Annotated in this window: 27 protein-coding genes and 1 tRNA gene; 14 read left to right on the top strand and 14 right to left on the bottom strand. The window is 70.6% G+C overall.

Features of this window, described 5'->3' with window-relative positions; all coding sequences use genetic code 11:
* The first annotated feature begins 117 nt into the window (after positions 1-117).
* Positions 118-387, top strand: a complete 270-nt coding sequence (locus HPS36_RS01980) for a hypothetical protein (RefSeq protein ID WP_173228309.1) — start codon at positions 118-120, stop codon at positions 385-387.
* A gap of 8 nt (positions 388-395) precedes the next feature.
* Here the strand turns inward: HPS36_RS01980 and HPS36_RS01975 are convergent, their stop codons facing one another.
* Positions 396-722 (bottom strand): hypothetical protein, encoded by a 327-nt coding sequence (locus HPS36_RS01975; protein ID WP_235681726.1) that lies wholly within the window; start codon positions 720-722, stop codon positions 396-398.
* A gap of 453 nt (positions 723-1175) precedes the next feature.
* Here HPS36_RS01975 and HPS36_RS01970 point away from each other — a divergent pair, with 453 nt between their 5' ends.
* From HPS36_RS01970 to HPS36_RS01950, 5 genes are read left to right on the top strand one after another with little or no spacing between them, the layout of a single operon-like run.
* On the top strand, positions 1176-1526 hold the full coding sequence (locus HPS36_RS01970; RefSeq protein WP_173228308.1) for a helix-turn-helix transcriptional regulator: 351 nt from the start codon (positions 1176-1178) through the stop codon (positions 1524-1526).
* Positions 1526-1924, top strand: a complete 399-nt coding sequence (locus tag HPS36_RS01965; protein WP_173228307.1) for a hypothetical protein — start codon at positions 1526-1528, stop codon at positions 1922-1924. The genes HPS36_RS01970 and HPS36_RS01965 overlap by 1 nt, the downstream gene beginning before the upstream one ends.
* Positions 1921-2445, top strand: coding sequence for a hypothetical protein (locus tag HPS36_RS01960; protein WP_173228306.1), 525 nt, complete (start codon positions 1921-1923; stop codon positions 2443-2445). Before HPS36_RS01965 ends, HPS36_RS01960 begins: the two co-directional genes overlap by 4 nt.
* Positions 2445-2753, top strand: a complete 309-nt coding sequence (locus HPS36_RS01955) for a hypothetical protein (protein ID WP_173228305.1) — start codon at positions 2445-2447, stop codon at positions 2751-2753. The genes HPS36_RS01960 and HPS36_RS01955 overlap by 1 nt, the downstream gene beginning before the upstream one ends.
* Positions 2750-3775, top strand: a complete 1026-nt coding sequence (locus HPS36_RS01950) for a tyrosine-type recombinase/integrase (protein WP_173228304.1) — start codon at positions 2750-2752, stop codon at positions 3773-3775. The genes HPS36_RS01955 and HPS36_RS01950 overlap by 4 nt, the downstream gene beginning before the upstream one ends.
* Positions 3776-4027: 252 nt before the next feature.
* Here HPS36_RS01950 and HPS36_RS01945 read toward each other — a convergent pair whose 3' ends face one another.
* The 3 genes from HPS36_RS01945 to HPS36_RS01935 all read right to left on the bottom strand — a co-directional run bounded on the left by HPS36_RS01945 (position 4028) and on the right by HPS36_RS01935 (position 6407).
* The gene (locus tag HPS36_RS01945) at positions 4028-4927 is read right to left on the bottom strand and encodes a hypothetical protein (RefSeq protein ID WP_173228303.1); all 900 of its coding nucleotides are present in this window, start codon (positions 4925-4927) and stop codon (positions 4028-4030) included.
* A gap of 115 nt (positions 4928-5042) precedes the next feature.
* On the bottom strand, positions 5043-6062 hold the full coding sequence (locus HPS36_RS01940) for an NADP-dependent oxidoreductase (RefSeq protein WP_173228302.1): 1020 nt from the start codon (positions 6060-6062) through the stop codon (positions 5043-5045).
* A gap of 144 nt (positions 6063-6206) precedes the next feature.
* Complete coding sequence (locus HPS36_RS01935) at positions 6207-6407, bottom strand: VNG_1110C family protein (RefSeq protein ID WP_053772351.1); 201 nt, start codon at positions 6405-6407, stop codon at positions 6207-6209.
* 180 nt (positions 6408-6587) lie between these two features.
* Between HPS36_RS01935 and HPS36_RS01930 the strand changes: the two genes are divergently transcribed.
* Both HPS36_RS01930 and HPS36_RS01925 read left to right on the top strand, forming a co-directional pair.
* On the top strand, positions 6588-7697 hold the full coding sequence (locus tag HPS36_RS01930; protein WP_173228301.1) for an OBG GTPase family GTP-binding protein: 1110 nt from the start codon (positions 6588-6590) through the stop codon (positions 7695-7697).
* 60 nt (positions 7698-7757) lie between these two features.
* Complete coding sequence (locus HPS36_RS01925; protein WP_173228300.1) at positions 7758-8945, top strand: redox-regulated ATPase YchF; 1188 nt, start codon at positions 7758-7760, stop codon at positions 8943-8945.
* A gap of 62 nt (positions 8946-9007) precedes the next feature.
* Here HPS36_RS01925 and HPS36_RS01920 read toward each other — a convergent pair whose 3' ends face one another.
* A complete protein-coding gene (locus tag HPS36_RS01920) occupies positions 9008-9475 on the bottom strand; it encodes a GNAT family N-acetyltransferase (protein WP_137717652.1) in 468 nt (155 codons plus the stop codon).
* Positions 9476-9613: 138 nt separating this feature from the next.
* On the opposite strand from HPS36_RS01920, the gene HPS36_RS01915 reads away from it, so the two are divergent.
* Positions 9614-10444 (top strand): amidohydrolase family protein, encoded by an 831-nt coding sequence (locus tag HPS36_RS01915; protein ID WP_173230769.1) that lies wholly within the window; start codon positions 9614-9616, stop codon positions 10442-10444.
* Between the two features lie 82 nt (positions 10445-10526).
* Positions 10527-11051: a DUF371 domain-containing protein gene (locus tag HPS36_RS01910; protein WP_173228299.1), complete on the top strand. Its 525-nt coding sequence runs from the start codon at positions 10527-10529 to the stop codon at positions 11049-11051.
* A 31-nt stretch (positions 11052-11082) separates the two neighbouring features.
* On the opposite strand, the gene HPS36_RS01905 is transcribed toward HPS36_RS01910, so the two are convergent.
* Together HPS36_RS01905 and HPS36_RS01900 are read right to left on the bottom strand one after the other, a co-directional pair.
* Entirely contained in the window at positions 11083-11430 is a 348-nt protein-coding gene (locus HPS36_RS01905; protein ID WP_173228298.1) for a hypothetical protein, read from the bottom strand.
* Positions 11431-11484: 54 nt separating this feature from the next.
* Entirely contained in the window at positions 11485-12084 is a 600-nt protein-coding gene (locus HPS36_RS01900; RefSeq protein WP_173228297.1) for an NUDIX hydrolase, read from the bottom strand.
* Positions 12085-12454: 370 nt separating this feature from the next.
* On the opposite strand from HPS36_RS01900, the gene proS reads away from it, so the two are divergent.
* From proS to HPS36_RS01885, 3 genes are all read left to right on the top strand, one after another.
* On the top strand, positions 12455-13930 hold the full coding sequence (proS, locus tag HPS36_RS01895) for a proline--tRNA ligase (protein ID WP_173228296.1): 1476 nt from the start codon (positions 12455-12457) through the stop codon (positions 13928-13930).
* A gap of 209 nt (positions 13931-14139) precedes the next feature.
* Positions 14140-15225, top strand: a complete 1086-nt coding sequence (locus HPS36_RS01890; protein ID WP_173228295.1) for a hypothetical protein — start codon at positions 14140-14142, stop codon at positions 15223-15225.
* A gap of 105 nt (positions 15226-15330) precedes the next feature.
* A complete protein-coding gene (locus HPS36_RS01885) occupies positions 15331-16551 on the top strand; it encodes a helix-turn-helix transcriptional regulator (RefSeq protein WP_173228294.1) in 1221 nt (406 codons plus the stop codon).
* Positions 16552-16593: 42 nt separating this feature from the next.
* On the opposite strand, the gene HPS36_RS01880 is transcribed toward HPS36_RS01885, so the two are convergent.
* The 7 genes from HPS36_RS01880 to btuC all read right to left on the bottom strand — a co-directional run bounded on the left by HPS36_RS01880 (position 16594) and on the right by btuC (position 21884).
* Entirely contained in the window at positions 16594-16725 is a 132-nt protein-coding gene (locus HPS36_RS01880; protein ID WP_137717928.1) for a rubrerythrin-like domain-containing protein, read from the bottom strand.
* A gap of 279 nt (positions 16726-17004) precedes the next feature.
* Positions 17005-17077, bottom strand: a tRNA-Thr gene (locus HPS36_RS01875).
* Positions 17078-17654: 577 nt separating this feature from the next.
* On the bottom strand, positions 17655-18044 hold the full coding sequence (locus HPS36_RS01870) for a peptide ABC transporter ATP-binding protein (protein ID WP_137717929.1): 390 nt from the start codon (positions 18042-18044) through the stop codon (positions 17655-17657).
* Positions 18031-18252, bottom strand: coding sequence for a hypothetical protein (locus tag HPS36_RS01865; protein ID WP_121561944.1), 222 nt, complete (start codon positions 18250-18252; stop codon positions 18031-18033). The genes HPS36_RS01870 and HPS36_RS01865 overlap by 14 nt, the downstream gene beginning before the upstream one ends.
* Positions 18253-18337: 85 nt before the next feature.
* Positions 18338-19333 (bottom strand): class I SAM-dependent methyltransferase, encoded by a 996-nt coding sequence (locus tag HPS36_RS01860; RefSeq protein ID WP_173228293.1) that lies wholly within the window; start codon positions 19331-19333, stop codon positions 18338-18340.
* 50 nt (positions 19334-19383) lie between these two features.
* Positions 19384-20619: an ATP-binding cassette domain-containing protein gene (locus HPS36_RS01855; RefSeq protein ID WP_173230768.1), complete on the bottom strand. Its 1236-nt coding sequence runs from the start codon at positions 20617-20619 to the stop codon at positions 19384-19386.
* 98 nt (positions 20620-20717) lie between these two features.
* Positions 20718-21884 carry a vitamin B12 ABC transporter permease BtuC gene (btuC, locus tag HPS36_RS01850; RefSeq protein WP_173228292.1) on the bottom strand — a complete coding sequence of 389 codons (1167 nt, stop codon included), beginning with the start codon at positions 21882-21884 and terminating at the stop codon, positions 20718-20720.
* A gap of 62 nt (positions 21885-21946) precedes the next feature.
* Here btuC and HPS36_RS01845 point away from each other — a divergent pair, with 62 nt between their 5' ends.
* Positions 21947-23182, top strand: a complete 1236-nt coding sequence (locus tag HPS36_RS01845; protein ID WP_173228291.1) for a PGF-CTERM-anchored ABC transporter substrate-binding protein — start codon at positions 21947-21949, stop codon at positions 23180-23182.
* The last annotated feature ends 47 nt before the right edge of the window (positions 23183-23229 follow it).

The raw sequence follows: 23229 nt of genomic DNA, 5'->3' as shown, positions 1-23229 counted from the left end.
TATTCCGCCGTGTAGCAGAACCTTGGCAGCTCCTTGTGGCCGATATCGGCGTTTCAGTTCCTCATTCGATACGCTCCCCGGTTCCGCTTTTACCGAATCCTGTGTCGGCATCGCTGTATGAGTCGAGCACCACAGAAGCCGCGCGACGCGAAGGACCTCATCCAGATCGACCCTGAAGACGACGATGTCGATCCCGTCACTGTGATCATCTTCGACGACCCGGACAGCCGGATCGTCGTCGACGCCAGCGACCACACGTGGGAGTTTGCGATCAACGACGAGATCGCCTACTCACGCTGGGAGATCAGCGAGCTCCCCGAATGGATCGAGCCGACGCTCTCGCGGATCGGGATCCGTGCCGTTCGGAGCGGAGAGGAGGGTGCGTGACTGAGAACCTACTCGTCGACGGCGTCCTCGATCAGCGCTTCGAAGTCGTCGACCTCGCCGTACTCCTCCCGGTGGGCGAGCGCGGCCTCTCCGAGCGGCGTGATCTCGTAGAGGCCGGCATTCTCGTTAGGACCGACACGGCGGACCAGTCCGTAGTCGGCAAGCTGAGAGAGTCTTTCGAGCGTGTACGGACTGGATGCGTCGACGAGCATGTGGAGGTTCGCACCCAGATTCCGCCCCTCCGTGAGCTCATCGAGCAGGGCGAAGTCCAGGGGTCGGAGGAGCATTTCCCGAGTTATCTCGCCGTCAGCAACTTGATTCTGTATGGTGGACACTGGTATCAACTCACCTATATCGTGTTATCAACAGCTTACTGGATATACCTTATGACCAATAAGGTTATAGGGATAGCATATAGACACGATAGGTACGGAAGCACTCTCGCGGACTCGTCGCTCGCCGATGGGTCCCCTCGCAGAACAAATGCGGACCCCGTGTACCAGCACGGGTCCGCGTGGGCTTCCGTGAGCAGGCACGAAAGCCATGTCAGCAAACCCGTCCGGGACCCTTGAAACTCCCGGCACAGACCACGGCGGTATCGTTCTCACTGGCGACAGCGACGCTTGTCCGGGCTGCGGCCAGCCCCTCCCGAGTCACGGCTACACGTTCTCGGGACCGGGCGGTCGCGCCACGCTGTCCCCGTGCGGCCTCGACGTCAGCGGCGTTCCGCTCGAACAGCTGCTCGACGCGATCGGCCGAGACACCCCGCGGTTCCAGACTACCGATTCATGAGTTCCGACTCCACGACGCCGACGACCGACCCCGAGACGCACCGTATCCATCATACCGACCTGACGATGTTCCAGATCGACATCCTCGCCGTCTGCGCGCGGCTCGAAGTCGCGCTCGATCGCGACGTCCACGGCCTCGCGATCAAGGACGGCCTCTCGGACGTTCGCGACGAAAAGATCAAACACGGCCGTCTTTACCCGAACCTCGACGACCTCGCCGGGAAGGGGCTGATCGAGAAGGGGAAGATCGACGACCGGACGAACTCCTACCGCGTCACGCAGGAGGGGTTCCGCGTTCTCGACGGACGCCGCGACCACCTCGCGCGAGCGATCGATGGAGGTGCGTGATGTCGGAGAACGCGCACGCTGGCACCGTCGCGGAGCAGCTGGCGATGGCCGAAGCCGAGGGCGAGGAACCGAACGTCATCGAGGTCCCGATCACTCTCCACCGGAACGACCTCGGACTTCACGCGTGGGTCGACGAGAGCGCGGTCGGCGACGAGATCGCGAACGAGATCGACGTCGAGGAGATCGAACGCCGGCTGTTCAATCGGCTCCCGGAAGTGCTGCTCCAGAACGCCGAGGAGCGTCTGGAACCGGAGTGGAGCCGTCGTGAGGACGCGCCGCGCGTCGCGGTCGCGGAGTACTACCCGGACATCGAGCAGCTCGGCGGTGTCGCGCTCTCGATGGAGGACCGGCTCCAGTGGGCGATGATCCCGCGGGTCGATGGAGGTGAGTCGGCGTGAGCGAGGAGGATCCTCTCGACGGGGTTGGGATCTGTGAAACCGAGATCGTTCACGAGGAGAACCTACATCACGGGATCAACAGCGTCCCGGATTCCTTCTTCGGGTCGGACAGGCTCTGCGACGACTACGATATCGTCGAAATTGAGGTAGTCGAACGCGAAGGTGATGTCAACGACTTCATCGTCCACTGGGAAGGTGAGGTGACGAAGCGCCTCCCACGTTACTGGGATAGGGCCACGGAGCCTCGAACGGAGCGCGAAAAACGCCAGCAGCGACGCGAGGAGTGGGGACGTAAGGCGATATCCGCACTTGCGACGGTCTTCCCGCTCGGAATCGGATTCGCAGTTGCTGTTGGTGTGAGTCGGCGTCTTGGTTCAATCACGATCAACGGTGAAACCGTCGCGTTAGCGCCGTCTGTTTCGGATCTGTTCGCCGTGGCACTGATCGTCGTCGTCGCGCTGTTGTTCGTGAAACAAGTTCCGCGTCTGATCGCGGAAGCGTACAAGTCCGGTCAAATCTGATGGGCAGTAGAAACATCGAGCGCCGCGTCGTCGACGCCGAGCGCCCACTTACCGGGGTAACGTACGGGCCGACGGTCGACGACGACGGCTACGTCCTCACGCTGATCACCGCGGACGGCCCGCTCGAAGTCGAGTTCGATGCGGACGCGATGTACCTGCTCTGGACGGAGGTCCGCGGGACGCCATGGCCGGACGCTCAGACGCCGACCGAGCAGGACCTCTTGGTGAAGCGGCTCGTCGAGCTCGCGAACGGCGCCGACGAGGAGATGCTGAAAAGCGCGATCCGCGCGCTCGGGGGTGAACGGTGAGCGACCTTGAACCGATCACGCCGCGGGAAGCGGTCCGCCTCTACCTCGCAGATCGCGAGATGGAGTTGTCGGAGAAGAGCTTGGAGAACCACCGCTACCGACTGGACTCGTGGCTCGAGTTCTGCGACGAGAAAGACATCGAGAACATGAACGAGGTGACCGGCCGGACTATCCACGAGTTCCGCGTCTGGCGCCAGAGCGGAGAAGGTGACAAGTACGACGCGGTGTCGAAGCCGACGCTGAAGGGAAACCTCGCGACGCTTCGCGTGTTCCTGGAGTTCTGCGATAGCATCGACGCCGTCGAGGACGGCCTCCGCGAGCGCGTCCGGATGCCGAAGCTGACCTCGGAGGAGATCTCCCGCGACGAGCAGCTGTCCGAGGAGAACGCCGAGCAGATGCTGGAGTACTTGGAGGAGTTCAGGTACGCGAGCCGAGAGCATGCGATACTCTCGATCCTCTGGCACACCGGCATCCGGCTTGGAACGCTCCGCGCCTTCGACGTGGACGACCTCGACACCGAGGAACGGTGCCTCGACGTCCGCCACCGCCCCGAGCAGGAGACGCCGCTCAAGAACGGCCACGCCGCCGAGCGGTCCATCGCGCTCGGCGAGTACGATGTCGAGGTCCTCCACGACTACATCGAGCACAACCGGCCGGACGTGAAGGACGACTACGGCCGCCGGCCGCTCTTCACGAGCGTCCACGGTCGGCTGTCCGAGTCGCCGATTCGGCTGACGGTCTACCGCTGGACCCAGCCGTGTCGGTGGGCCGAGTGCCCGCACGATGAGGACCCGAACACCTGCGAGTGGCGGAACCGGGAGTCGCTCTCGAAGTGTCCGTCGTCGAGGTCGCCTCACGGCGTGCGGCGTGGAGCGATCACGAAGCACCTCCGCGACGGGACGCCCGAGGAGGTGGTCAGCGACCGGATGAACAGTTCCCTCGATGTCATCGAGGAGCACTACGACGAGCGCTCCGAGCGCGAGAAGATGCGGCTTCGCCGCGACCTGATCCGAGACCTATGAACGCAATCACCCAGAATCCCACCACGGAACCGGGGCTCGTCGGGGAGCGTCTCTCCCCGCGAGTCCACTCCTGCGCTCACTTCGTTCGCTTAGTCGTTCCCTCGCGTGGTCCCACTCGCTCACTGCGTTCGCTCGCGGGACCCCCGCGAGTCCGTGTTTCTGCGCCGCGAGCAAAACGTCGCGGTCGGTGTAATCCGTACTGAGGGGTCGAACCCTCACTCACACGCATCGAACGAAGAGACCTCTTCCCGTTCACCACACGCTGCCCCGGTACTCCAGCCGTAGGTGGTCGGCCGTCTCCGGCGGGATCCCCATCTCCTCGAACATCCGTCGGAAGGTCGCGCGAACGGCCTCTTCCTCGAAGGACCGGGAGGCGCGCGTCTGCGCGTCGACCTCGATCCCGCCGTGATAATCGAGGTGGACGCGGTAGGTGTCCCCATCGACCTCGTGCGTGACGGTCGCCCGAGAGAGGACGAAGTCGATCGCTCCCAGTCGCGCTTCGCCCGCGTAGTACTCCCGAGTGTGCTGACCGGAGCCCGGGACGGAACGCTCGGTGACCGTCGTCGCGCGAGCGGTCAACTCGTCGTACGTCGCGCGGAACGCGACCGGTTCCTCGATCCGGATCTCCGGGGCGCCCGCCCCGGGCTCGTCGGGCTCGGCGTCACGGACGTTCGTTCGGAGGTCCTCGACGTACCCCGCCGCGGTCGCCTCGTCCATCTCGAACAGCGTCGTGAACCGATCGACGAGCCACTCCTCCGGCGGGAGGTCGTCGACGGTGAACGCGCCGCGGTTGCCGTCCGCGAAGACGGTCACGACGGTGACGCCCTCGTCGGCGTAGAAGGTTGCCCACAGCCGCGTCGCCTCCGAGCGGTCGAACGTGACCCTGAACGCCTCGTACTCCGGGCCGAGGTCGGCGTCGAGCTCGTCGATCCCCGCCGGGTGGAAACCGCTCGATCCGACGCGCTCGACCGCGTACCCGGCCGCGTCGGCTCGGTCCAAGGCGTCTTCGTACGCGAGGTCCGACACGGTGACGCCGTCCGAGGAGTACGACGCCACGTCGGACCCGATCAGGACGCCCGCGAAGACCGCGTACGCGGCGGCGACGACGACGGCCCCGACGAGCGCGACCGCGGCCCAGCGGCGTAATTCCATACGCGCCGATACATCTCAGCGTCGTATAGCCCTGCCGACGGTTCCCTCGCAGCGGTGACGACCGCCGCGGTGCCGGCCCGCAGCCTCCCGCGTAACGCGGTCGAGCGGGCCGCGGCTACTGCTCCGCCGCCGACACCCGCACCACCTGCTTCCCGATGTTGTCGCCGGAGAACAGGCCGAGGAAGGCGTCGGGCGCGTTCTCCAGGCCCTCCACGACCGTCTCGCGGTGTTCGAGGTCGCCGCTCGCGACCCACCCCGCGAGGCGCTCGCTCGCCTCGCCGAACCGGGTCGCGAAGTCGCCGACGAGCAGGCCCTGGACCCTCGCGCGCACGGAGATGAGCTGCGGGAGCTTCCGCGGCCCGGTCGGGACCGTCTCGTCGTTGTAGTGGGCGATCTGGCCGCAGACCGCGACGCGCGCGTCGAGGTTCAGCTTCGTGAACACGGCGTCGGTGATGGGACCGCCGACGTTGTCGAAGTACACGTCGACGCCGTCCGGCGCCGCCTCGTCGAGCGCGGCCCGGTAGTCGTCCGTCGTCTTGTAGTTGATCGCGGCGTCGAAGCCGAGGTCGTCGGTGAGCCAGTCGGTCTTCTCGTCGCTGCCCGCGAAGCCGACCACCCGACAGCCGTTCAGCTTCGCGATCTGGCCGACGACGGAGCCGACGGCGCCGGCCGCGCCGGAGACGACGACCGTGTCGCCGGGCTTCGGCTCGCCCACGTCGAGGAGGCCGAAGTAGGCGGTCCGGCCGGGCATCCCGAGGACGCCGAGGTACGCCTCGGGGTCGGCGACGGCCGGGTCGACCGGCGCGACGTCGTCGGCGTCGAGCGTCGCGTAGTCGGCCCAGCGCCCCTCGCCGGTCACGAGGTCGCCCGCGTCGTACGCGTCGCTCTCCGTTTCGACCACTTCGCCGACGACGCCGCCCTTGAGCGCGTCGCCCACGTCCCACGGCTCGGCGTACGACTCGGCGTCGCGCATCCGGCCGCGCATGTACGGGTCGACGGAGAGGTACCGAACGCGGACGAGGAGCTCGCCCGGGTCGGGGTCGGGGACCTCGGTCTCGCGCAGTTCGAAGCTGTCTTGGTCGGGCTCGCCGGTCGGCCGCTCGGCGAGAAGCCACTCGCGGTTGGTGTCCGTCACGGTCGCCGTTGGGGGATGGAACGCAATAGGGTTTGGACCCCAGCAGCCGGCGTGGGGATCCGAAACTCGCAGCCAGCGCGGCGGTCGAGGAGTCGCGGCGGGGGACCGTCGCTCACGGGAATCCGCGAGCGACCGCCGGGCGACTCACGCGACCGCGACGCCGTTGCGCGCGAGGTAGTTGCTGGCGGCCTTGATCTCGACCGGGCTCCCGATGATCCGGTACTGGTCGGACCCCTCCACGACGGTGACGGTGAAGCGGGATTCGAGACACTCCCGGTGCCCGTCGAGCGCGCGGCGCGGGAGGACGATCTGCGTACTGTCGCGAAGGCTCGACGGATCTGGCATTCGGCGTGTGAGTGGGTTATTCGTCTCCGATATAACCGTGTCGAAGTATCGGCGGCCCAACCACTCGCGGCGGCGGCGAACGGCCGGCTCGCGCGGGGCTGACGGTCGATCCGATCCCCCACTGCGGGCCGGCGACCCGAAGGAACACCTTTAACGAGCCGACCGGCCGAGGAACGGGTAATGGGACTGGAGGAGGAGATCGAAGACCTCCGCGAGGAGATCGCCAACACGCCCTACAACAAGGCCACGGAGGCCCACATCGGGCGGCTGAAGGCGAAGCTCGCGGAGAAAAAGGAGAAGCTGGAGAACCAGTCCTCCGCCGGCGGCGGCCACGGCTACGCAGTCGAGAAGCACGGCGACGCCACCGTCGCCCTGGTCGGGTTCCCGAGCGTCGGCAAGTCCACCCTCATCAACGCCCTCACGAACGCCGACAGCGAGGTCGGCTCCTACGAGTTCACGACCCTCGACGTCAACCCCGGCATGCTGCAGTACCGCGGCGCGAACATCCAGATCCTCGACGTGCCGGGCCTGATCGAGGGCGCCGCGGGCGGCCGCGGCGGCGGGAAGGAGGTGCTCTCGGTGGTCCGGACCGCGGACCTGGTCGTGTTCATGCTCTCGGTCTTCGAGATCGAGCAGTACGACCGGCTCCGCGAGGAGCTGTACAACACGAACATCCGCCTCGACACCGAGCCCCCGAACATCAACATCCGGAAGACGCACAAGGACGGGCTCGGCGTGACGATGAGCGACGAGGTGAGCCTCGACGAGGAGACGGTCAAGCAGGTCCTCCGCGAGTACGGCTACGTCAACGCGAAGGTGACGATTCCCCACGACCTCACCATCGACGAGCTGGTCGACGCCGTGATGGACAACCGCGAGTACCTCCCCTCGATGGTCTCGGTCAACAAGGCGGACCTCATCGACAAGAGCTACCTCCCGACCGTGAAAGCGGAGCTGCGCGAGCGCGACCTCGACCCCGACGACGTGGTGTTCATCTCCGCGCAGGAGGGGCTCGGCCTCGACGGGCTGAAGGAGCGCCTCTGGGAGGAGCTGGGCGTCATCCGGATCTACATGGACAAGCCGGGCCGCGGCGTCGACTACGAGGAGCCGCTCATCCTGTTCGAGGGCGACACCGTCGGCGACGCCTGCGAGAAGCTCGGCGGCGAGTTCGACGAGCGGTTCAAGTTCGCGCGCGTGACCGGCGAGAGCGCGAAACACGACGACCAGCAGGTCGGGAAGGGGCACGAACTGGCCGACGAGGACGTGCTCCGGATCGTCGCGCGGAAGTAGCCCCGCGCGCTCGCCCCGCCCGACCGAAAGGCGCTTTTCGCGGGGCCGCGACCCTCGGGTATGCTCACGGTCGCGCTCGCGGGCAAGCCGAACGCCGGCAAGTCCACCTTCTACACCGCCGCCACGATGGCCGACGTCGACGTCGCGAACTACCCGTTCACGACCGTCGACCCGAACCGAGGCGTGACCTACGTCCGCACCGAGTGCCCCTGCCTCGACCGCGAGGAGCGCTGCGGGGCGGAGAACTGCCGCGACGGGAAGCGGTACGTCCCGATCGAGCTCCTCGACGTCGCCGGCCTCGTTCCCGGCGCCCACGAGGGGAAGGGGCTCGGCAACCAGTTCCTCGACGAGCTGACGAACGCGGACGTGGTGTTGAACGTCGTCGACGCCTCCGGCGCCACGAACGCCGAGGGCGACCCGGTGGAGGTCGGGAGCCACGACCCCCTCGACGACGTGGACTTCATCGAGGAGGAGATGGACCTGTGGCTCGCCGGCATCGTCGACCGCAACTGGGAGGGCGTCGAGCGGCAGTCCCGCGCGCCGGACTTCGACCTCGAAGCGGCGCTGTCGGACATGCTCACGGGGTTCGGCGCGACCGAGCGCGACGTGACCGCGGTCCTGCGCGGGCTGGAGTACCCGGACGACCCGAAGGCGTGGACCGACGACGACCGCGAGGCGCTCGCGCGGGCGGTCCGCCGCCGCACCAAGCCCATCGTCGTCGTCGCGAACAAGGTCGACGCGGCGCCCGACGGCGCGGTCGAGCGCATCCGCGAGGGGACCGACAAGCCCGTGATCCCGGCGACCGCCGACGGCGAACTCGCCCTGCGCCGCGCCGCGGAGGCCGGGATCGTCGACTACGATCCGGGCGACGAGGCGTTCGCCATCACCGGCGAGGTCTCCGACGACCAGCGCGCCGGCCTCGACGCGCTCCGCGAGTCGATGGCGGCCCATGGCGGGACGGGGGTCCAGACCGCGCTGAACGCGGCCGTCTACGACCTGCTCGACCGGATCACGGCCTACCCGGTCCAGGACGCCGGCAAGTGGACGGACGGGACGGGCAACGTCCTCCCCGACGCCTTCCTGCTGCCCGCGGGCTCGACTCCGCGCGACCTCGCGTACGCGGTCCACTCCGACATCGGCGAGGGATACCTCCACGCGGTCGACGCGCGCGCCTCGCGCCGGATCGGCGAGGGCCACGAGCTGACCGAGGGCGACGTGGTCAAGATCGTCTCGACGGCCGGGCCGTAGCGACCTCGGGGAGCGAGCGTCATCGGCCGGGGGCGTCGCCGGTGGTGGGCGCCGCCCGCTGATCACTCCAGCGAGCGCGCGTACGTCACCTGCTTGGGCTCGAAGCCCGCGTCGCGGTAGAACCGCCGCGCGCCGTCGTTGCCCCACTCGCAGGAGACGGTGAGGTAGTCGCGATCCTCCTCGCGGGCCATCGCCTCCACCCGCTCGAGGACCGCGCTGCCGTGCCCCTCGTTCCGGCGGCCCGGGTCGATTTCGAGGTTCACCACGTCGAGGTACCGCCCCCGTTCCCGGGAGGGGCGCTCGCCCGCTTCGAGGGTGACGAACCCGACCGTCTCGCCGTCGACGACCACGAGGTAGTCGGTCACGGAGGGGTCGTCGAGGTGCGCGCGGAACCCGTCGTCGGGGACCGCCTCCGCGTCCGGATAGACGATTTCGTTCAGCGTCGAGTGCGACTCCATCGCCGTCGCGAGGTCGTACCATCGCTCGACGAGCGCGTCGAGGTCGTCCTCGTCGGCTGCCACGAGCTCCATGTCGATCCGCGACGGCGGACGGTCACTTCAGCGTTCGTCCGGTGTGCGTCGCCGTCCCGGTCGGGGCGCGGGGGCGGTCTCCGCCGTGCGACCGACAGGCACATGCGGGTCGCCCGAGACGGGCCGGTAGAGAGCGGCATGCTCGGGCTCGAACACGACTTCCGGATCGTCGACACCCGCGCGACCCTCGACCCCGACGAGTCGTCGGTCGCCACCCACGGGCGCGACATCTCGCCGGAGCGCCTGGAACGCGAGATGCTCCAGGCCGGGATCGTCCGCGCGGTCGCGAGCCCCGGGCAACGCGCCGCCGGGCGGAGCTACCTCCGCGCGAACAACGCCGTCGCCCGCCTCTCCATCGACCGCCCGTTCGTCGCGTTCGCCCGCCTCAACGGCCCCCGCGACCCCGGGACCGGCCCGGTGTCGGCCGTCCGGAACCTGCGGGCCGAGCGCGACGACCACCACACCCGCCCCGACGACGTCGAGCAGTACTCCTACGACGACCGCTTCCACGGATTCACGCTGGCGCCCCACGTCGACGGCCTCCCCAACGAGGACGTGCTGACCCGCCTCGAGGACGCCGACCTCCCCCTGTTCGTCCACGCGGGCCGGGAGTTCCCGCCCGAGGCGGTCGAGACGGAGCTGCTCGACTACGACCTCCCGGTCGTGCTGGGTAGCTTCGGCGGGTACCCGCTGGACGCCGACCTGATGAACGAGACGCTCGACCTGCTCGACGAGTACGACCGACTCCACGTCGACACGAGCGCGGTCCGGTACCGCGAGGTGCTCGAACGCGGCGTCTTGGAACACCCCGACCGCGTCCTCTTCGGCTCCGGCGCGCCGGACGTCCACCCGAACGTCGGCGTGATGGAGGTGCTCACGCTCGACGTCTCCGAGGACCTGATGCGGCGCGTGCTGGCGAAGAACCCCGCCCGCCTCGTCCCCGCGCTCGCCGAGGGCGCCGACGTGTGACCCGGAGCGCCCCCGCCGCCCGCGGATCGATCCGCGCCGCCGAAGCGACGCGCACTTGTCGCGCCGCCGCCGACCGACGGACATGAGCGACGCAGACGCCCGGAGCGAGCCCGTCGCGGGCGACCCCGACGCGGGCGCCGACGAACCGTACGTCGAGGTCGTGCGCGCGGTCGGTCACGAGCACGTCACCGCCGAGCACGCGAGCACGTTCGAGTTCACGACCGACGACTGGCTCACGCCGGCGGGCGACTGTATCGTCGGCGTCGAGGCGGACCGGGCCCCGCGGGACTTCTCGGCCGAGTTCCGCGAGGCCTGCCGGGACGCGGACGCGACGATCACGGCCACCGTCGCGGCCGGGGAGCCGGGCGCCGAGGCGGTCGACCTCGCGGACCCCGCTCACGTCGACCGGGTCGTCGGCCGCGGCGACCCCGGGCTCGCCCTGCTCGACGAGCGCTCCATGGTCGGACGCACGAGCGACTACACCGACGACGAGCGGACGGTCCTCGTCGACGGCGACGGCGCCGCGGCCGACCTCGACCGCGACCTCGTCGCCGCGCTCGCCGACGGCGCCCCCGCGGCGCTGCGGCTGGCGGTCGAGCCGGCGTGAGCGGCCGCTCCGAGTCGGACGCCGCGAGCGGTCAGGACCGATCGGCGGCGTCGATGATGTCGAGGACGGGGAACGGATCGGTCCGGTCGAACGAGGCGAAGACGGCCTCGTAGCGGGCCGAGGGGAACACGAACACGACGACGTTCTCGAAGAACAGCGTCTGGGCCTCGATCGACTCGTCGATCAGCTGCTTGAAATCGTCGCTGGAGACCTGATTCGCCATTATCAGCCGGTAGGCGGACTCCAGATCCTGGTCCGAGTACAGGGACGCGAGGTCGTCCCGGACGTACTCGATGGTGAAATCGAGGGACCCGAGGTGGGCTATCACCCGGGCCTCCGCGCCGTCGACCGCGCGGAGGCTCTCGACGAGGTCGGACATACCGGTGAAGCGTCCTTCGTCGTAGTAAAACTGGTCATTCGGGGCCGAAACCGTTCAGATCGGGAGTTCCGCGTCCGCGCCGACGACCCGGTCCGGCTCCGCGGGCGCGCGCCAGTCGGTCGTCCGTTCGAGGAGTTGGACGACCATGCGGCCGGTCACGCCCCAGACGGTGTAGCCGCCGACGTGGAAGAAGTGCACGCGGTGATCGCCGTACTCCGGGTGGCCGACCCGGCGCTCCGACTCGTAGTTCGCCGGGTCTGTGAGCGCGTCGACCGGGAGGATCGCCACCTCGGCGACCTCAGACTCGTCCGGGACGTACTCGCGGTCGGGGGCGACGCCGACGAACGGGCGGACCGCGTACTTGCTCGACGTGCGGGTGTCGTCGAGGCGCCCGACGACGTCGACCTCCGTCGGTCGCATCCCGACCTCCTCGTCGGCCTCGCGCAGCGCGGTGTCGGTCAGCGTCCGGTCGATCGGCTCGCGGCCGCCCCCGGGGAAGCTCATCTGCCCGGGGTGCTCGCCGAGGTGCGCGGCGCGCTTGGTGAAGAGGAGGTGGGCGTCGCCGTCCCGCGCGATCACCGGCGCCAGCACGGCCGCCTCCCGGCGCCCGGCGAGCGACTGCGGCGCGTGTCGACGCAGCCCCGACAGGTCCATGGACGAGGTAGGCGACGCGACGCGGTTAACGTTTCCGCGAATTCCGACCGCGTCGGACGGGAACGTATCGCGCGGAGGCCGGGGCGACGCGCCGACCCCGGCTCAGATCGCCGGTATCTGACGGACGAGCGTCGCCACGAGCGCCGACAGCACGACGATCATCGCCGCGAGCAGGACGGTCCGCTTCGTCGGGTACATCGTGTTCGCGGGAGGGGCGGGGCGACCAAGTACCCCGCCGACCCTCGTCCCGAGTTTAGCCGAATTTGGCGACGCGCCGGGCCGAAGGGGCTCCGTACCGACGTACCCCGCGGATGGGCGACGGCGGTCGGGTTCGGACCTTTTAAGCCCGAGACACCCGCTTTCGAGAGTAATGAGCGACGACGACCAGGAGCTCGGTATCACCGAGTCCAAGACGCACAACACCGGCGAGTGGTACGCCGAGGTCGTACGGAAGGCGGGGCTCGCGGACTACGGCCCCGAGGGGATGAGCGGGTTCATCGTCACCCGCCCGCGGGCGTACGCCGTCTGGGAGCGCCTCCAGGGCTTCCTCGACGCGAAGTTCAAGGACACCGGCGTCCAGAACGCCTACTTCCCGCTGTTCATCCCCGAGTCGTACCTCGAACGCGAGAAGGACATCGTCGAGGGGTTCGACCCCGAGGTGGCGTGGGTCGACGAGGCCGGCAACAAGGAGCTCGAAGAGCGGCTGGCGGTCCGCCCCACCTCCGAGTCGATCATCACGCCGTACATCAGCCAGTGGGTCCGGAGCCACCGCGACCTCCCGCTGCGCGTGAACCAGTGGTGCTCGGTGGTGCGGTGGGAGGCGACCGAGACGAAGCCGTTCTTCCGCACGAAGGAGTTCCTCTGGCAGGAGGGCCACACCGCGCACGCGACCCGCGAGGACGCGTGGGACGAGACGATGACGCGGCTCGACCAGTACGAGTCCGTCTACGAGGACCTGCTCGCGCTGCCGGTCCTGAAGGGACAGAAGCCGGACCACGACAAGTTCCCCGGCGCGGACACGACGACGACCGTCGAGGCGCTGATGCCCGACGGGAAGTCGGTCCAGGCCGGCACCTCTCACCACCTCGGCCAGTCGTTCGCCGAGGCGTTCGACATCACCTACTCGGACGAGGACGAGGAGGAACGAGTCGCCCACACCACCTCGTGGGGGCTCTCGTGGCGCGCGCTGGGCGCGCTGATCATGACCCACTCCGACGAGCAGGGGCTCGTCCTCCCCCACACCGTCGCCCCCACGCAGGTCGTCATCGTCCCCATCTGGCAGGAGGACACGAAAGACGACGTGCTGGCGTACGCAGAGGGCGTGGCCGACGACCTCGACGAGGCGGGGATCCGGGTCGAGCTTGACGACCGCGACGAGCGCAACCCCGGGTTCAAGTTCAACGAACACGAGCTCAACGGGATCCCGCTCCGGATCGAGATCGGGCCCCACGAGGTCGACGACGAGGAGCTCACCCTGGTCCACCGGCCCGACGGCGAGAGCGTCGAGGTCGACCGCGACGGGGTCGCCGAGACCGTCCGCGACCAGTTCGACGAGATATACGCCAAGCTGTACGCGACCGCCGAGGAGACCCTCGACGACGGCGTGCGCGAGGCCGACGACCGCGCCGACATCCTCGGCACGCTCGGCCAGCACGGCGGCTACGTGAAGGCCCCGTGGTGCGGCGACGAGGCCTGCGAGGAGCCGATCAAGGAGCCGATGGCCGCCGAGATCGTGATGGTGCCGTTCGAGGACGACGACCCCCTCGCCGACGGGGGGCACGACGAGACGTGCGCGATGTGCGACGCCGACGCCGAGCGGACCGCCTACTTCGCGAAGACGTACTGAGCCGCGGCGGTGCCGGCGCCGCCCGCGGTGTCTCGCTCGCGCGGTGACGGCGATCCGGTCCGGACCCGGTGCCCCTGCGGGAGCGACCACCCGGCGACGCGAAGTTCCTTCGGGATCTTCCTGTCCCTCTCAAGTCGTGCGATTAATCCGCGTTGATCCGACTTAACGGAGTTCCGGGTATATAGGGACGGAGTGCGTACGCGCTGGTGATGAACCGATGGATTGCCGGCCTCGTCGTCGCGGCCGTCGCCGCCGCGGTGATCGCGGGGGCCGCCGCCGCCGCGCCGGCGGGAGCGGTGACCGCACAGACCGACGCGCCGAACGGGAGCGGTGCGGACTCCGGCGCCGAGAACGGGACGGTCGACCTGAGTCCCGGCGAGCAGCTCGCCGGCGTCGTCGGCGTACAGGGCGCCGAGATCGAGGGCGAGGTGGAGTCGCGCGCCTTCGAGGTCGGGCTCCGCGAGGCGGCGAGCAACGAGAGCCGCGCCGCCGTCGTGGCGGAGCGCCTGAACCGGACCGAGGAGCGCCTCGCGGAGCTGGAGCAGCGACAGGAGGAGCTGCGGGAGCGCCGCGCGGCCGGCGAGTTGAGTCAGGGGGAGTACGCCGCGCGGATGGCGACGACGACCGCGCGGATCGAGACGCTCTCTCGCGGGCTGAACCGGAGCGCGAGCGCGGCCGCCGAGCTCCCGGCCGCCGTCCGCAGCGAGGCGGGCGTCGACGGCGAGCGACTGACGGCGCTGCGCGAGCGCGCGCGCGAGCTCAGCGGCCCCGAGGTCGCCGCCATCGCCCGCGGCGTGGCCGGCGAGGGCGTCGGCGGGCCGGTGGCGCCCGGGCGGCGCGGCCCGCCGGCGAACGGCACCGAACGCGGCCCGCCGGGCGACGCCGGTCCGCCCGGTGCCGACGCCCCGGGCGGGACCTCGGGAAACGGCTCGATGGGGGCACCGGGAGCGGGACCCGGGAACGGTTCAACCGGAGCGCCGGGAGCGGGACCCGGGAACGGCTCGGTCGGCGGTCCCGGTGACGGGTCAGCCGGCCCGCCGGACTCGGGGAACGCGACCGGCTCGGGCCCCGGCGGGTCCGGGAACGCGACCGACGGCGGCTCCGGCAACGCGTCGACCGGCCCGCCGGACGGCTCCGGCACCGGATCCGGGAGCGAGGGCGGTCCGGGTGACGGCGGTCCGAGCGGCGGCGGGCCCGGCGGCAACGGGACGGGCGGCGGCGCGGACGCGCCGTCGGTCGGCGCCGCGGTCGCCGCCCCGACGGTCGCCGAGAGTCCCTCGCGCCTCGATGCGTGAGCGGCGTCGCGCCGTGAGCGCGCACTTCCCCGCCCGGCGCCGGGCGACGGGGCGACCCGGTTCCGGATGGGAAGGAATTTACCGACAGTCCGAATGACTTAGCCCGTGCAGCGACTGCCGATCCTCCTCGCAGTCCTCGCCCTCCTCGGAGCCGTCGGTCTCGCGCTCGGCGCCGGCGGCGCCGGCGCGGTCCCGTTCGAGGGCGGGTTCGCCCAGATGGACGTCGAACCGGACGACGTGTCGATGGAGGTCGCCGTCCAGCCGGACGGGGACGCGCGGTGGACCGTCGAGTACCGGATCCGACTCGGCACCGACGAGGAGGAACAGGCGTTCGAACAGCTCCGCGCGGACGTGGAGAACGACACGGAGGCGTACACGACTCGGTTCCGCGACCGAATGGTCTCGACCGCGGAGACCGCCGAGTCGGCGACGGGCCGCAACATGACCGTGTCGAACGCGACGGTGACCGCCGAGCGGCGCGAGCTCCCGCAGGCGTACGGCGTGTTGACCTACCGGTTCGAGTGGACGAACTTCGCGGCCGTCGACGGCGACCGGCTCCGCGTCGGCGACGCCGTCGACGGGCTGTTCCTCGACGACGCCTCGTCGCTGATCGTCTCGTGGCCGGAGGGGTACCGCCTCGGCGAGACGACGCCCGAGCCGAGCGAGGTACGGGAGCGGTCGGTGGTCTGGAACGGGCCCGTCGACTTCTCCGCCGGCCAGCCGCGCGTCTCGGTCGCGCCCGCTGGGCCGCTCTCGGGGGTGCCGACCGCCGGCATCGCCGCGCTCCTCGGGGCGCTCGTCGTCGCCGGCGCCGCCGTCGCCTACCGCCGCCGGGACGCCGGGGCCGCGGCGCCCGCCGGGGGCGGAGACGCCGAGACCGAGGCGACCGGCGACGCGCCGGCGGACGACTCGGGAGCGGCGACGGCGGCCGCCGCCAGCGACTCGGCGGCGGAACCGACGACCGGCGACGACGACGGCGACGCGTCGGAGCCGGACTCGGACGAGCCCCGGCCCGTCGACGACGACCTGTTGAGCAACGAGGAACAGGTGCTCCGACTGATCGAGTCGGAGGGCGGACGGATGAAACAGAAGCAGGTGGCCGAGCGGTTGGACTGGACCGCCGCGAAGACGAGCCAGGTGGTGACGGGGCTGCGCGACGAGGGCGACCTCGACGGCTTCCGCCTGGGCCGCGAGAACGTCCTCTCGCTGCCCGACTACGACCCGGAGGGAGACGCGGACGGAGCCGACGAGGACGGCGGGAACGGCGGCGACGAGGAGCGCGACGGGGAAGACGCGAGCGACGAGGGCGACGCTACCGGCGACTGACCGCGCCGTCAACGGCCCGGAGACGGCCCAGTTCGGCCACGCTCACAGGTCCCGCGAGCGACCGATGTGAAGCAGTTCACCCCCGCACTCGCACTCGCCGGGGGAGCCGGTCCGACGGCCGCATTTGAAACACTCGTACACTTCTTCGCTGTCGCAGTCGTATTCTGGTCGCATGTACGCTCATAGAACTCCGTGATAGATAACCACACACCTAATATTATTTCTAGAATATAAATGGTTCTCCGAGAAGGGGTGACCGAACGATCGGAACGGCTCGATCGGATCCGAGAACCGCGCTCGCGCCAGCGATCCGGTCCCGTCGCTCACCGGCTCGGCGTCGCACCGTCAGAAGAGCCGGAGGAGGGATTGTGAACCACGGTCGTTCCGCTTCGCTTCACTCCCTGGTTCAAATCTCGCCCGCGGCTCTTCGACTCCACTCCGTTCCGTCAGAAGAGCCGGAGGAGGGATTTGAACCCTCGACCTATTCCTTACGAAGGAATCGCTCTGCCAGCTGAGCTACTCCGGCGCGCATTCGATAATTCCCGGACGGAAAAATAAGGGTTCCGAAACGGGGACGGGACGGCGATCCGACGCGCCGACTCCGGCGACGGAATCGGCGAATTGTTCCGGTAGTAATCTGACAATCGTCTCGTGATAGCTCGTATTCTATCTTGATACCCACAAGAAACCGACATAGTTCACAAGTGTATAAGGAAAAAGACTAAATACGTGTTCGGGTTTGAATTCAGACGTGATGACACCGCCCGCGTGCCGAGACGGCGGGGATCGAATCCCTCGGCGGTGCGTGCCCGGTCGAAGCCCGTACCGGGCGGCGATAGTCACGTCGGTCGCCGGCCCCACGGCGACTCGACGCGGCCGTCATCCCCAGCAGCGTCCCGTCGCGGCTTCCGTGTGAAACGCGTCTCCGACGCGCCAAGCGCAAAATCGCCTCTGGTCCCCGACCGCCGCCGCGACCGCTTGTCATGTGACGGGCCCCGGCCGCGTCGCCCCGACCCCCCTCGGGGCGACGCGGCGTTCTCGCTGTCTCGACTCCCTCGCGAGCGACCGGACCGGCCGGGGCGCTCGAGCGGGGGCGACTCTCCTCACGCGAACAGCCGCCGCGCGCGACGGACTCCCGCGGAGAGCCCGGCGTACCCGGCGCCGACGACGCCCGCGAGCCGCAGTTCCGCGGGCGCGACGCCGAGGCGGTGCGAGAGCGGCCCCGGCCGCGCGTCGGCGCCCGCGACCGCGACCGTGCGACCGCGGACCCTGACCTCGGCGGTGAGGCCGCCCCGGACCAGCTCCGCGGCCGCGAGGGTAGAGACGGACTCCGCCGGCAGCCGCCGGGCGATGCGGAGGGCGTCGCCGACGCTGTCGACCTCGACGAACAGTCGGCGTCCGGTCGCGCGGACCGCGGCGTCGACCCCGTCGACCGAGAGCGTCAGGTCCTCGGTCTCGACCGAGAGGCGCCGCCCGGACTCACTCCCGCTCACTCGTGGTGACCCGGACGCCGCCGTCGACGCGCCACTCGGCGTGCTCGGCGTCGTCGCCGGTCCCGCTCGGCACCTCGACGGTCAGGTCCTCGAACTGGTAGTGTATCTCCGCGTTCCGACCCGTGAGTCGGTCGTACAGTCCGATCGCCAGGTCGGGCCACGTGGTCGTCTCGTCGATGCGCTCCGCGGGGTCTTCGGCGTCGCTCATACGTAATATACGATAGTGAGTGACACGCATAAGTGAGCGGCCTGACGTGTCTGTGCCCGTCCCGCGGCGGAGCCCGCCCCGGGGCTCAGTCGGCGACGCGGGTCAGTCGAACGTCGAGACACACGTTGTACTCGTGTGGCGCGTACGACCGGACGACCCGCTCGGTCTCGACGTCGACGGCGTAGGCGTCGCCCGCGGCCGCCTCCATCGCGCGACGCCCCGGGCCGAACGGGTCGTCCTCGTGCTGGATGTCGTAGTAGTGGACCGCGCAGTCGTCGCCCGCGAGCGCGACCGCAGTGTCGAGGAACTCGTCCGCGGAGTGCGGGAGGTTCATCACGAGCCGGTCGGCGGTGTCGGCGTACGAGCCGGCGAGGTCGCGGACGTCGCCCGCGACGGCCGTCACCCGATCCGCGACGCCGTTGCGCTCGGCGTTCTCCCGGAGGTACTCGACGGCGCGCTCGTTGAGGTCGCACGCGACCACGTCGGCGCCGCGGGCGGCCATGGGGACGGCGTACGGTCCCACGCCGGCGAACATGTCTATCGCCGACTCGCCGGGCTCCACCTGCTCGACCACGCGGTGCCGCTCGGTCGCGAGCCGCGGCGAGAAGTACACTTCCGCGACGTCGAGCGCGAACTCGTGGCCGTACTCGCGGTGGACCGTCTCGGTGCCGTTCCCGGCCAGCACGTCCCACTGACGGACCCGCAGTTCGCCCTCGATCGGCGACGCGCGGTTGAGGACCGTGTCGCAGGGGAGATCGGCGGCCATGACCGCCTCTGCGATCTCGCGGGCGCGCTCGTCGTCGTCCTCGTCGACGATGACGATGTCGCCGAGCCGCTCGATCGAGGGCTCGTAGCCGAGGATCTCCGCGGGCGTCGTGGGTCGGTCCCGGGCCGCCGCGTCGCGCTCCACGATCCGGTCAGCGAGGTCGGCAGGGACCCGATCGCGGTCCGCGACGGGGATGTAGATCGTGTCGCCGTCGACGGCGATCTGGTGGTCGCCGTCGAGGGCATCGGCGTCGGCGAGCCGGCTCCGGACTGTCTCGCCGCGCTCGCGGTCGACCGCGACGCAGGGGACGCTCATCGTCGGAGGGACGCGTGCGAGCGAATAAACGGTGACGCTTCGCGGGCGGCTCACTCCCCGTCCGCGGTCGCGGCCGCGACCGCGTCGAGCAGGTCCGCGCCGTCGGCGTCGGCGGCGACCGGGACGACCCGGTCGGCGGCCGCCGCCACCTCGGCGTTCGGGCCGCGTACCGCGTCGGGGTCACCCGACCCCTCCGCCCCGACGGCGAGCGTCGCGTCCGCGTCGGCCGCGAGGTCCTTGGCCGCCGCGACCGCCGCCGCGGACGGGGCCTCGAACGGCGGCGCCGTCACGGCGGTCGCGTCCGCGTCCGCGGCGGCGCCGGCGACCGCGTCCCCTGCCGGAACGACGCCGACGGAGGGCTCGTGGCCCGCGGCCGCCAGCCGGGCGACGGCGCGCGCCGCCGGGCGCCCCGTGCCGATCACGTGGACGCGCCGGGGCTCGACGTCGCTGTGGGGGAACGCCGTCACCGCGGGCGCCCCGGTCGCCGGGTCGCGGCCGACGAACGCCTCCGCGTCGAAGGCGGCGCCGACGGTCGACGCGGACAGCACCGACTCCGGGGGGCCGGCGGCCCGGACCCCGCCGTTCGCGAGGACGACGACCTCGTCGCAGTACCGGGCCGCGGCGTCGAGGTCGTGGATCGCGGCGATCGCCCCGCGGTCGCCGTCGTCGACGAACGCGCGGACCAGTTCGAGCGTCTCGACCGCGTGGTTCACGTCGAGGCTGGCGGTCGGCTCGTCCAGGAGGAGGAGCGGGGCCGCCTGCGCCAACGCGCGGGCGAGCAGGACGCGCTGGCGCTCGCCGCCGGAGACCTCGGTGATCGAGCGGTCCGCGAAGCGCTTCACGTCGGCCGCGGCCATCGCGGCGTCGACCGCCTCGTCGTCCGCGACGCCGTGCGCGTCGAAGCGGCCGAGGTGCGGGGTCCGCCCCATCTCGACGACGTGGCGCACGCGGAAGTCGAACGCGAGGTTCGTCGCCTGCGGGACGGTCGCGACCCGGCGCCCGACCTCCTTGGCCGACAGCGACGCCGCCGGGTCGCCCCCGATCTCGACGGTCCCCGCGTCCGGCTCGACGGCCCCGGTCACCGCGCGCAACACCGTCGTCTTGCCGGCGCCGTTGGGGCCGACGAGGCCGACGAGCGAGCCGGGCTCGACGCGGAGGTCGACCCCGGAGACGACGTCGAGGTCGCCGAACGAGACGGCCACGTCCGCGACCGACAGCAGCGGGTCGTCGCCGAACGACCGCGCGGTGTCCGGGAGCGACGCCGGTCCCGCGAGCGAGGCCGACACGTCGCGCGCGGCGGCGGCCGATCGGGCCTCGGCCGCCGCTGCGTCCGTCTCCCCCGCCTCCCCCTCCGCCGCCTCGCCGTCCGCGTGGCGGTCCGCGCTCACAGCTCCGTCACCTCCCGGGTCACGAGCAGGTAGACGAAGAAGGGCGCCCCGACCGCGGCGGTGATGATCCCGACGGGGTACTCGGCTGGGGCGGAGCGCGCGAGCGTGTCGGCCGCGACGAGGAAGGTGCCGCCGGAAAGCGCCGCGGTCGGGAGCAGCACCCGGTGGTCGGGGCCGACGACGAGCCGGAGCATGTGGGGCACGATGAGGCCGACGAACCCGATCACGCCGGCGAACGCGACGCCCGCGGCCGTGACCAGCGCCGACGCCGCGAGCAGGACGCGCTTGGTGCGCTCGACGGCGATGCCGAGCCCCCGGGCCTCCTCCTCGCCGAGCAGGAGGACGTTGAGGTCGCGGGCGTACGCGAGCAGCACGGCGAAAAGCGGCGGCACGACGACGGCGGTGAGGGCGACCTCGCTCCACGCGGCGCCGGAGAGGTGCCCCATCAGCCACGCGACGATCTGTCGGAGCGACTCGCCGGCTTGGAGCTGGAGGTACGAGACGACCGCGCCGAGGAACGTCTGAACCGCGACGCCGGCCAAGAGGAGGGTGGCGACGGGCGTTCGGCCGCCCCGGGTCGCGATGGCGTACACGCCGAAGGCGGCGACGAGCGCGCCGACGAACGCGAAGAGGCTCGTCCCGGCGCCGCGCGAGAGCGCGACCTCGACCGGGCCGAGGAGAGGGAGGGCGACCGTCGTCGAGAGCGCCACGGGGAAGACGATGAACGCGACCGCGCCGACCGCCGCGCCCGAGGAGACGCCGATTATCGAGGGGTCGGCCATCGGGTTGCGGAAGAAGCCCTGCATCACCGTGCCGGCGGCCGCGAGCGCGAACCCGACGAGCGCGGCCAGCAGGATCCGCGGGAGCCGCACGCCAACCACGATCTGCTGGTGGACCGAGTCGACGGGGAACGCGAACGGGGACGTGAACGCGAGGTCGACGCCCGGGAGCGTGAGCGGTCCGACGCCCGGGACCGGCAGCGGGCCGACGCCGCTGGCGCTCGTCTCGATCCCCGCGGGCACCGCGAGCGCGTTCAACACCGACTTCACGACGGTCTCGGGCGGGATGGAGATGGGACCGATCGCGGCGCTGACGACGACGGCGACCGCGAGGAGCGCGGCTACCGTCGCCGACCAGTACGCCGACCGAACCCAGGGTCGCATACGTACTCCAACACAACTTGTAGTAGGTAAATACTTATTGGACGAGTCCGGTCATCGATGCGATGCGAGACAGCTTCGCGATCGCGATGGCGATGCTGGTGGCGACCGCCCTGATCGGCGGCGTCGCCGGGACGGCGACGGGCGCACAGCCGACGATATCGACCGACGGACCGGCCGCGGGCGCGCAGCCGGTGGTCGGCGCCGCGGCGACGGGCGCGGGGCCCGCACAGACGGACGGCGCCTGCGGCTTCCCGTACAACGCGACCGACGCCACCGGCGAGACGATCACCTTGGAGGAGCGCCCCGACCGGATCACGACGATCAACCCGTCGGCGGCGCAGACGCTGTGGGAGCTGGGCGCGCAGGACCGCGTCGTCGGCGTGAGCCAGTTCGCCTTCTACCTCGACGGCGCCGAGGAGCGCGCGAACGTCTCCGCCTCGTTCGGCGCGAGCGTCGAGCGCGTCGTCGACACCGAGCCGGACCTCGTGCTGGCGCCGAACTCCTCGGCGGCAGACGTGGAGCCGCTCCGCGAGCAGGGGCTGACCGTCTACCACTTCCCGGCGGCGACCTCGATAGACGACATCGCCGAGAAGACGGAGACGATCGGTCGGCTCGTGGGCGCGTGCGAGGCCGCGAGCGAGACCAACGCGGAGATGTACGACGCGGTCGAGGCGGCCGAGGAGCGGACCAGCGGCGTCGAGCGGCCGACCGCCCTCTACCCCCTCGGCGGCGGCTACGTGGCGGCGAACAACACCTTCATCGACGCGATCATGAACGCGGGCGGGACCGACAACGCCGCCGCGGAGTACGAGGCGTACCCCCAGCTCTCCGACGAGGTAATCTTGGAAACGGACCCCGAACTCATCATCGTCACCGACCCCGAGGCCGCGATCCTCGACCAGGAGCCGTACGCCAGCACGACCGCGGGCGCCAAGGACAGCTACGTGGTGTTGAACGTGAACTACCTCAACCAGCCGGCGCCGCGCAGCGTGATCGAGTCGACGACGACGCTGTCGAACGCCGTGGTCGAACTCCAGAGCGACGGCAGCGAGTCGACGGACGGCGCCGAGGGCGGCTCGTCTGACGGGAACGGCTCCGACGGCACCGATTCCTCGGGCGACGGCTCCGGAGACGGCGACGCGTCCGACGGCGACGGCTCGACGACCGGCGATTCGACCGGAAGCGACGGCGGCGACGGGGAGAGCGCCGGTGACACGGGCGCCGAGTCGCCCGGGTTCGGCGTCGTCGCGGCCGCGCTCGCGCTGCTCGCGACCGGCCTGCTCGCGCGGCGCGAGTGACGGGCGAGGAGCGCGCGAACCGCACCGAGCGCTGACCGGCGGTTCCT

The sequence above is a fragment of the Halorubrum salinarum genome, assembly GCF_013267195.1.
In the GTDB taxonomy this organism is placed as follows: Archaea; Halobacteriota; Halobacteria; order Halobacteriales; family Haloferacaceae; genus Halorubrum; species Halorubrum salinarum.
Note: the sequence above shows the minus strand (reverse complement) of the source record. Positions and strands in the feature narration are given on the sequence as shown.

What these genes read in the sequence shown, in the direction of transcription:
- HPS36_RS01935 (WP_053772351.1), bottom strand. Translation starts at nt 6,407, where the DNA reads ATGCCAGATCCGTCGAGCCTTCGCGACAGTACGCAGATCGTCCTCCCG.
- HPS36_RS01890 (WP_173228295.1), top strand. Translation starts at nt 14,140, where the DNA reads ATGAACCGATGGATTGCCGGCCTCGTCGTCGCGGCCGTCGCCGCCGCG.
- HPS36_RS01955 (WP_173228305.1), top strand. Translation starts at nt 2,445, where the DNA reads ATGGGCAGTAGAAACATCGAGCGCCGCGTCGTCGACGCCGAGCGCCCA.
- HPS36_RS01920 (WP_137717652.1), bottom strand. Translation starts at nt 9,475, where the DNA reads ATGGAGCTCGTGGCAGCCGACGAGGACGACCTCGACGCGCTCGTCGAG.
- proS (WP_173228296.1), top strand. Translation starts at nt 12,455, where the DNA reads ATGAGCGACGACGACCAGGAGCTCGGTATCACCGAGTCCAAGACGCAC.
- HPS36_RS01915 (WP_173230769.1), top strand. Translation starts at nt 9,614, where the DNA reads ATGCTCGGGCTCGAACACGACTTCCGGATCGTCGACACCCGCGCGACC.
- HPS36_RS01845 (WP_173228291.1), top strand. Translation starts at nt 21,947, where the DNA reads ATGCGAGACAGCTTCGCGATCGCGATGGCGATGCTGGTGGCGACCGCC.
- HPS36_RS01865 (WP_121561944.1), bottom strand. Translation starts at nt 18,252, where the DNA reads ATGAGCGACGCCGAAGACCCCGCGGAGCGCATCGACGAGACGACCACG.
- HPS36_RS01905 (WP_173228298.1), bottom strand. Translation starts at nt 11,430, where the DNA reads ATGTCCGACCTCGTCGAGAGCCTCCGCGCGGTCGACGGCGCGGAGGCC.
- HPS36_RS01965 (WP_173228307.1), top strand. Translation starts at nt 1,526, where the DNA reads ATGTCGGAGAACGCGCACGCTGGCACCGTCGCGGAGCAGCTGGCGATG.
- HPS36_RS01880 (WP_137717928.1), bottom strand. Translation starts at nt 16,725, where the DNA reads ATGCGACCAGAATACGACTGCGACAGCGAAGAAGTGTACGAGTGTTTC.
- HPS36_RS01925 (WP_173228300.1), top strand. Translation starts at nt 7,758, where the DNA reads ATGCTCACGGTCGCGCTCGCGGGCAAGCCGAACGCCGGCAAGTCCACC.
- HPS36_RS01980 (WP_173228309.1), top strand. Translation starts at nt 118, where the DNA reads ATGAGTCGAGCACCACAGAAGCCGCGCGACGCGAAGGACCTCATCCAG.
- HPS36_RS01860 (WP_173228293.1), bottom strand. Translation starts at nt 19,333, where the DNA reads ATGAGCGTCCCCTGCGTCGCGGTCGACCGCGAGCGCGGCGAGACAGTC.
- HPS36_RS01930 (WP_173228301.1), top strand. Translation starts at nt 6,588, where the DNA reads ATGGGACTGGAGGAGGAGATCGAAGACCTCCGCGAGGAGATCGCCAAC.
- HPS36_RS01910 (WP_173228299.1), top strand. Translation starts at nt 10,527, where the DNA reads ATGAGCGACGCAGACGCCCGGAGCGAGCCCGTCGCGGGCGACCCCGAC.
- HPS36_RS01970 (WP_173228308.1), top strand. Translation starts at nt 1,176, where the DNA reads ATGAGTTCCGACTCCACGACGCCGACGACCGACCCCGAGACGCACCGT.
- HPS36_RS01900 (WP_173228297.1), bottom strand. Translation starts at nt 12,084, where the DNA reads ATGGACCTGTCGGGGCTGCGTCGACACGCGCCGCAGTCGCTCGCCGGG.
- HPS36_RS01945 (WP_173228303.1), bottom strand. Translation starts at nt 4,927, where the DNA reads ATGGAATTACGCCGCTGGGCCGCGGTCGCGCTCGTCGGGGCCGTCGTC.
- btuC (WP_173228292.1), bottom strand. Translation starts at nt 21,884, where the DNA reads ATGCGACCCTGGGTTCGGTCGGCGTACTGGTCGGCGACGGTAGCCGCG.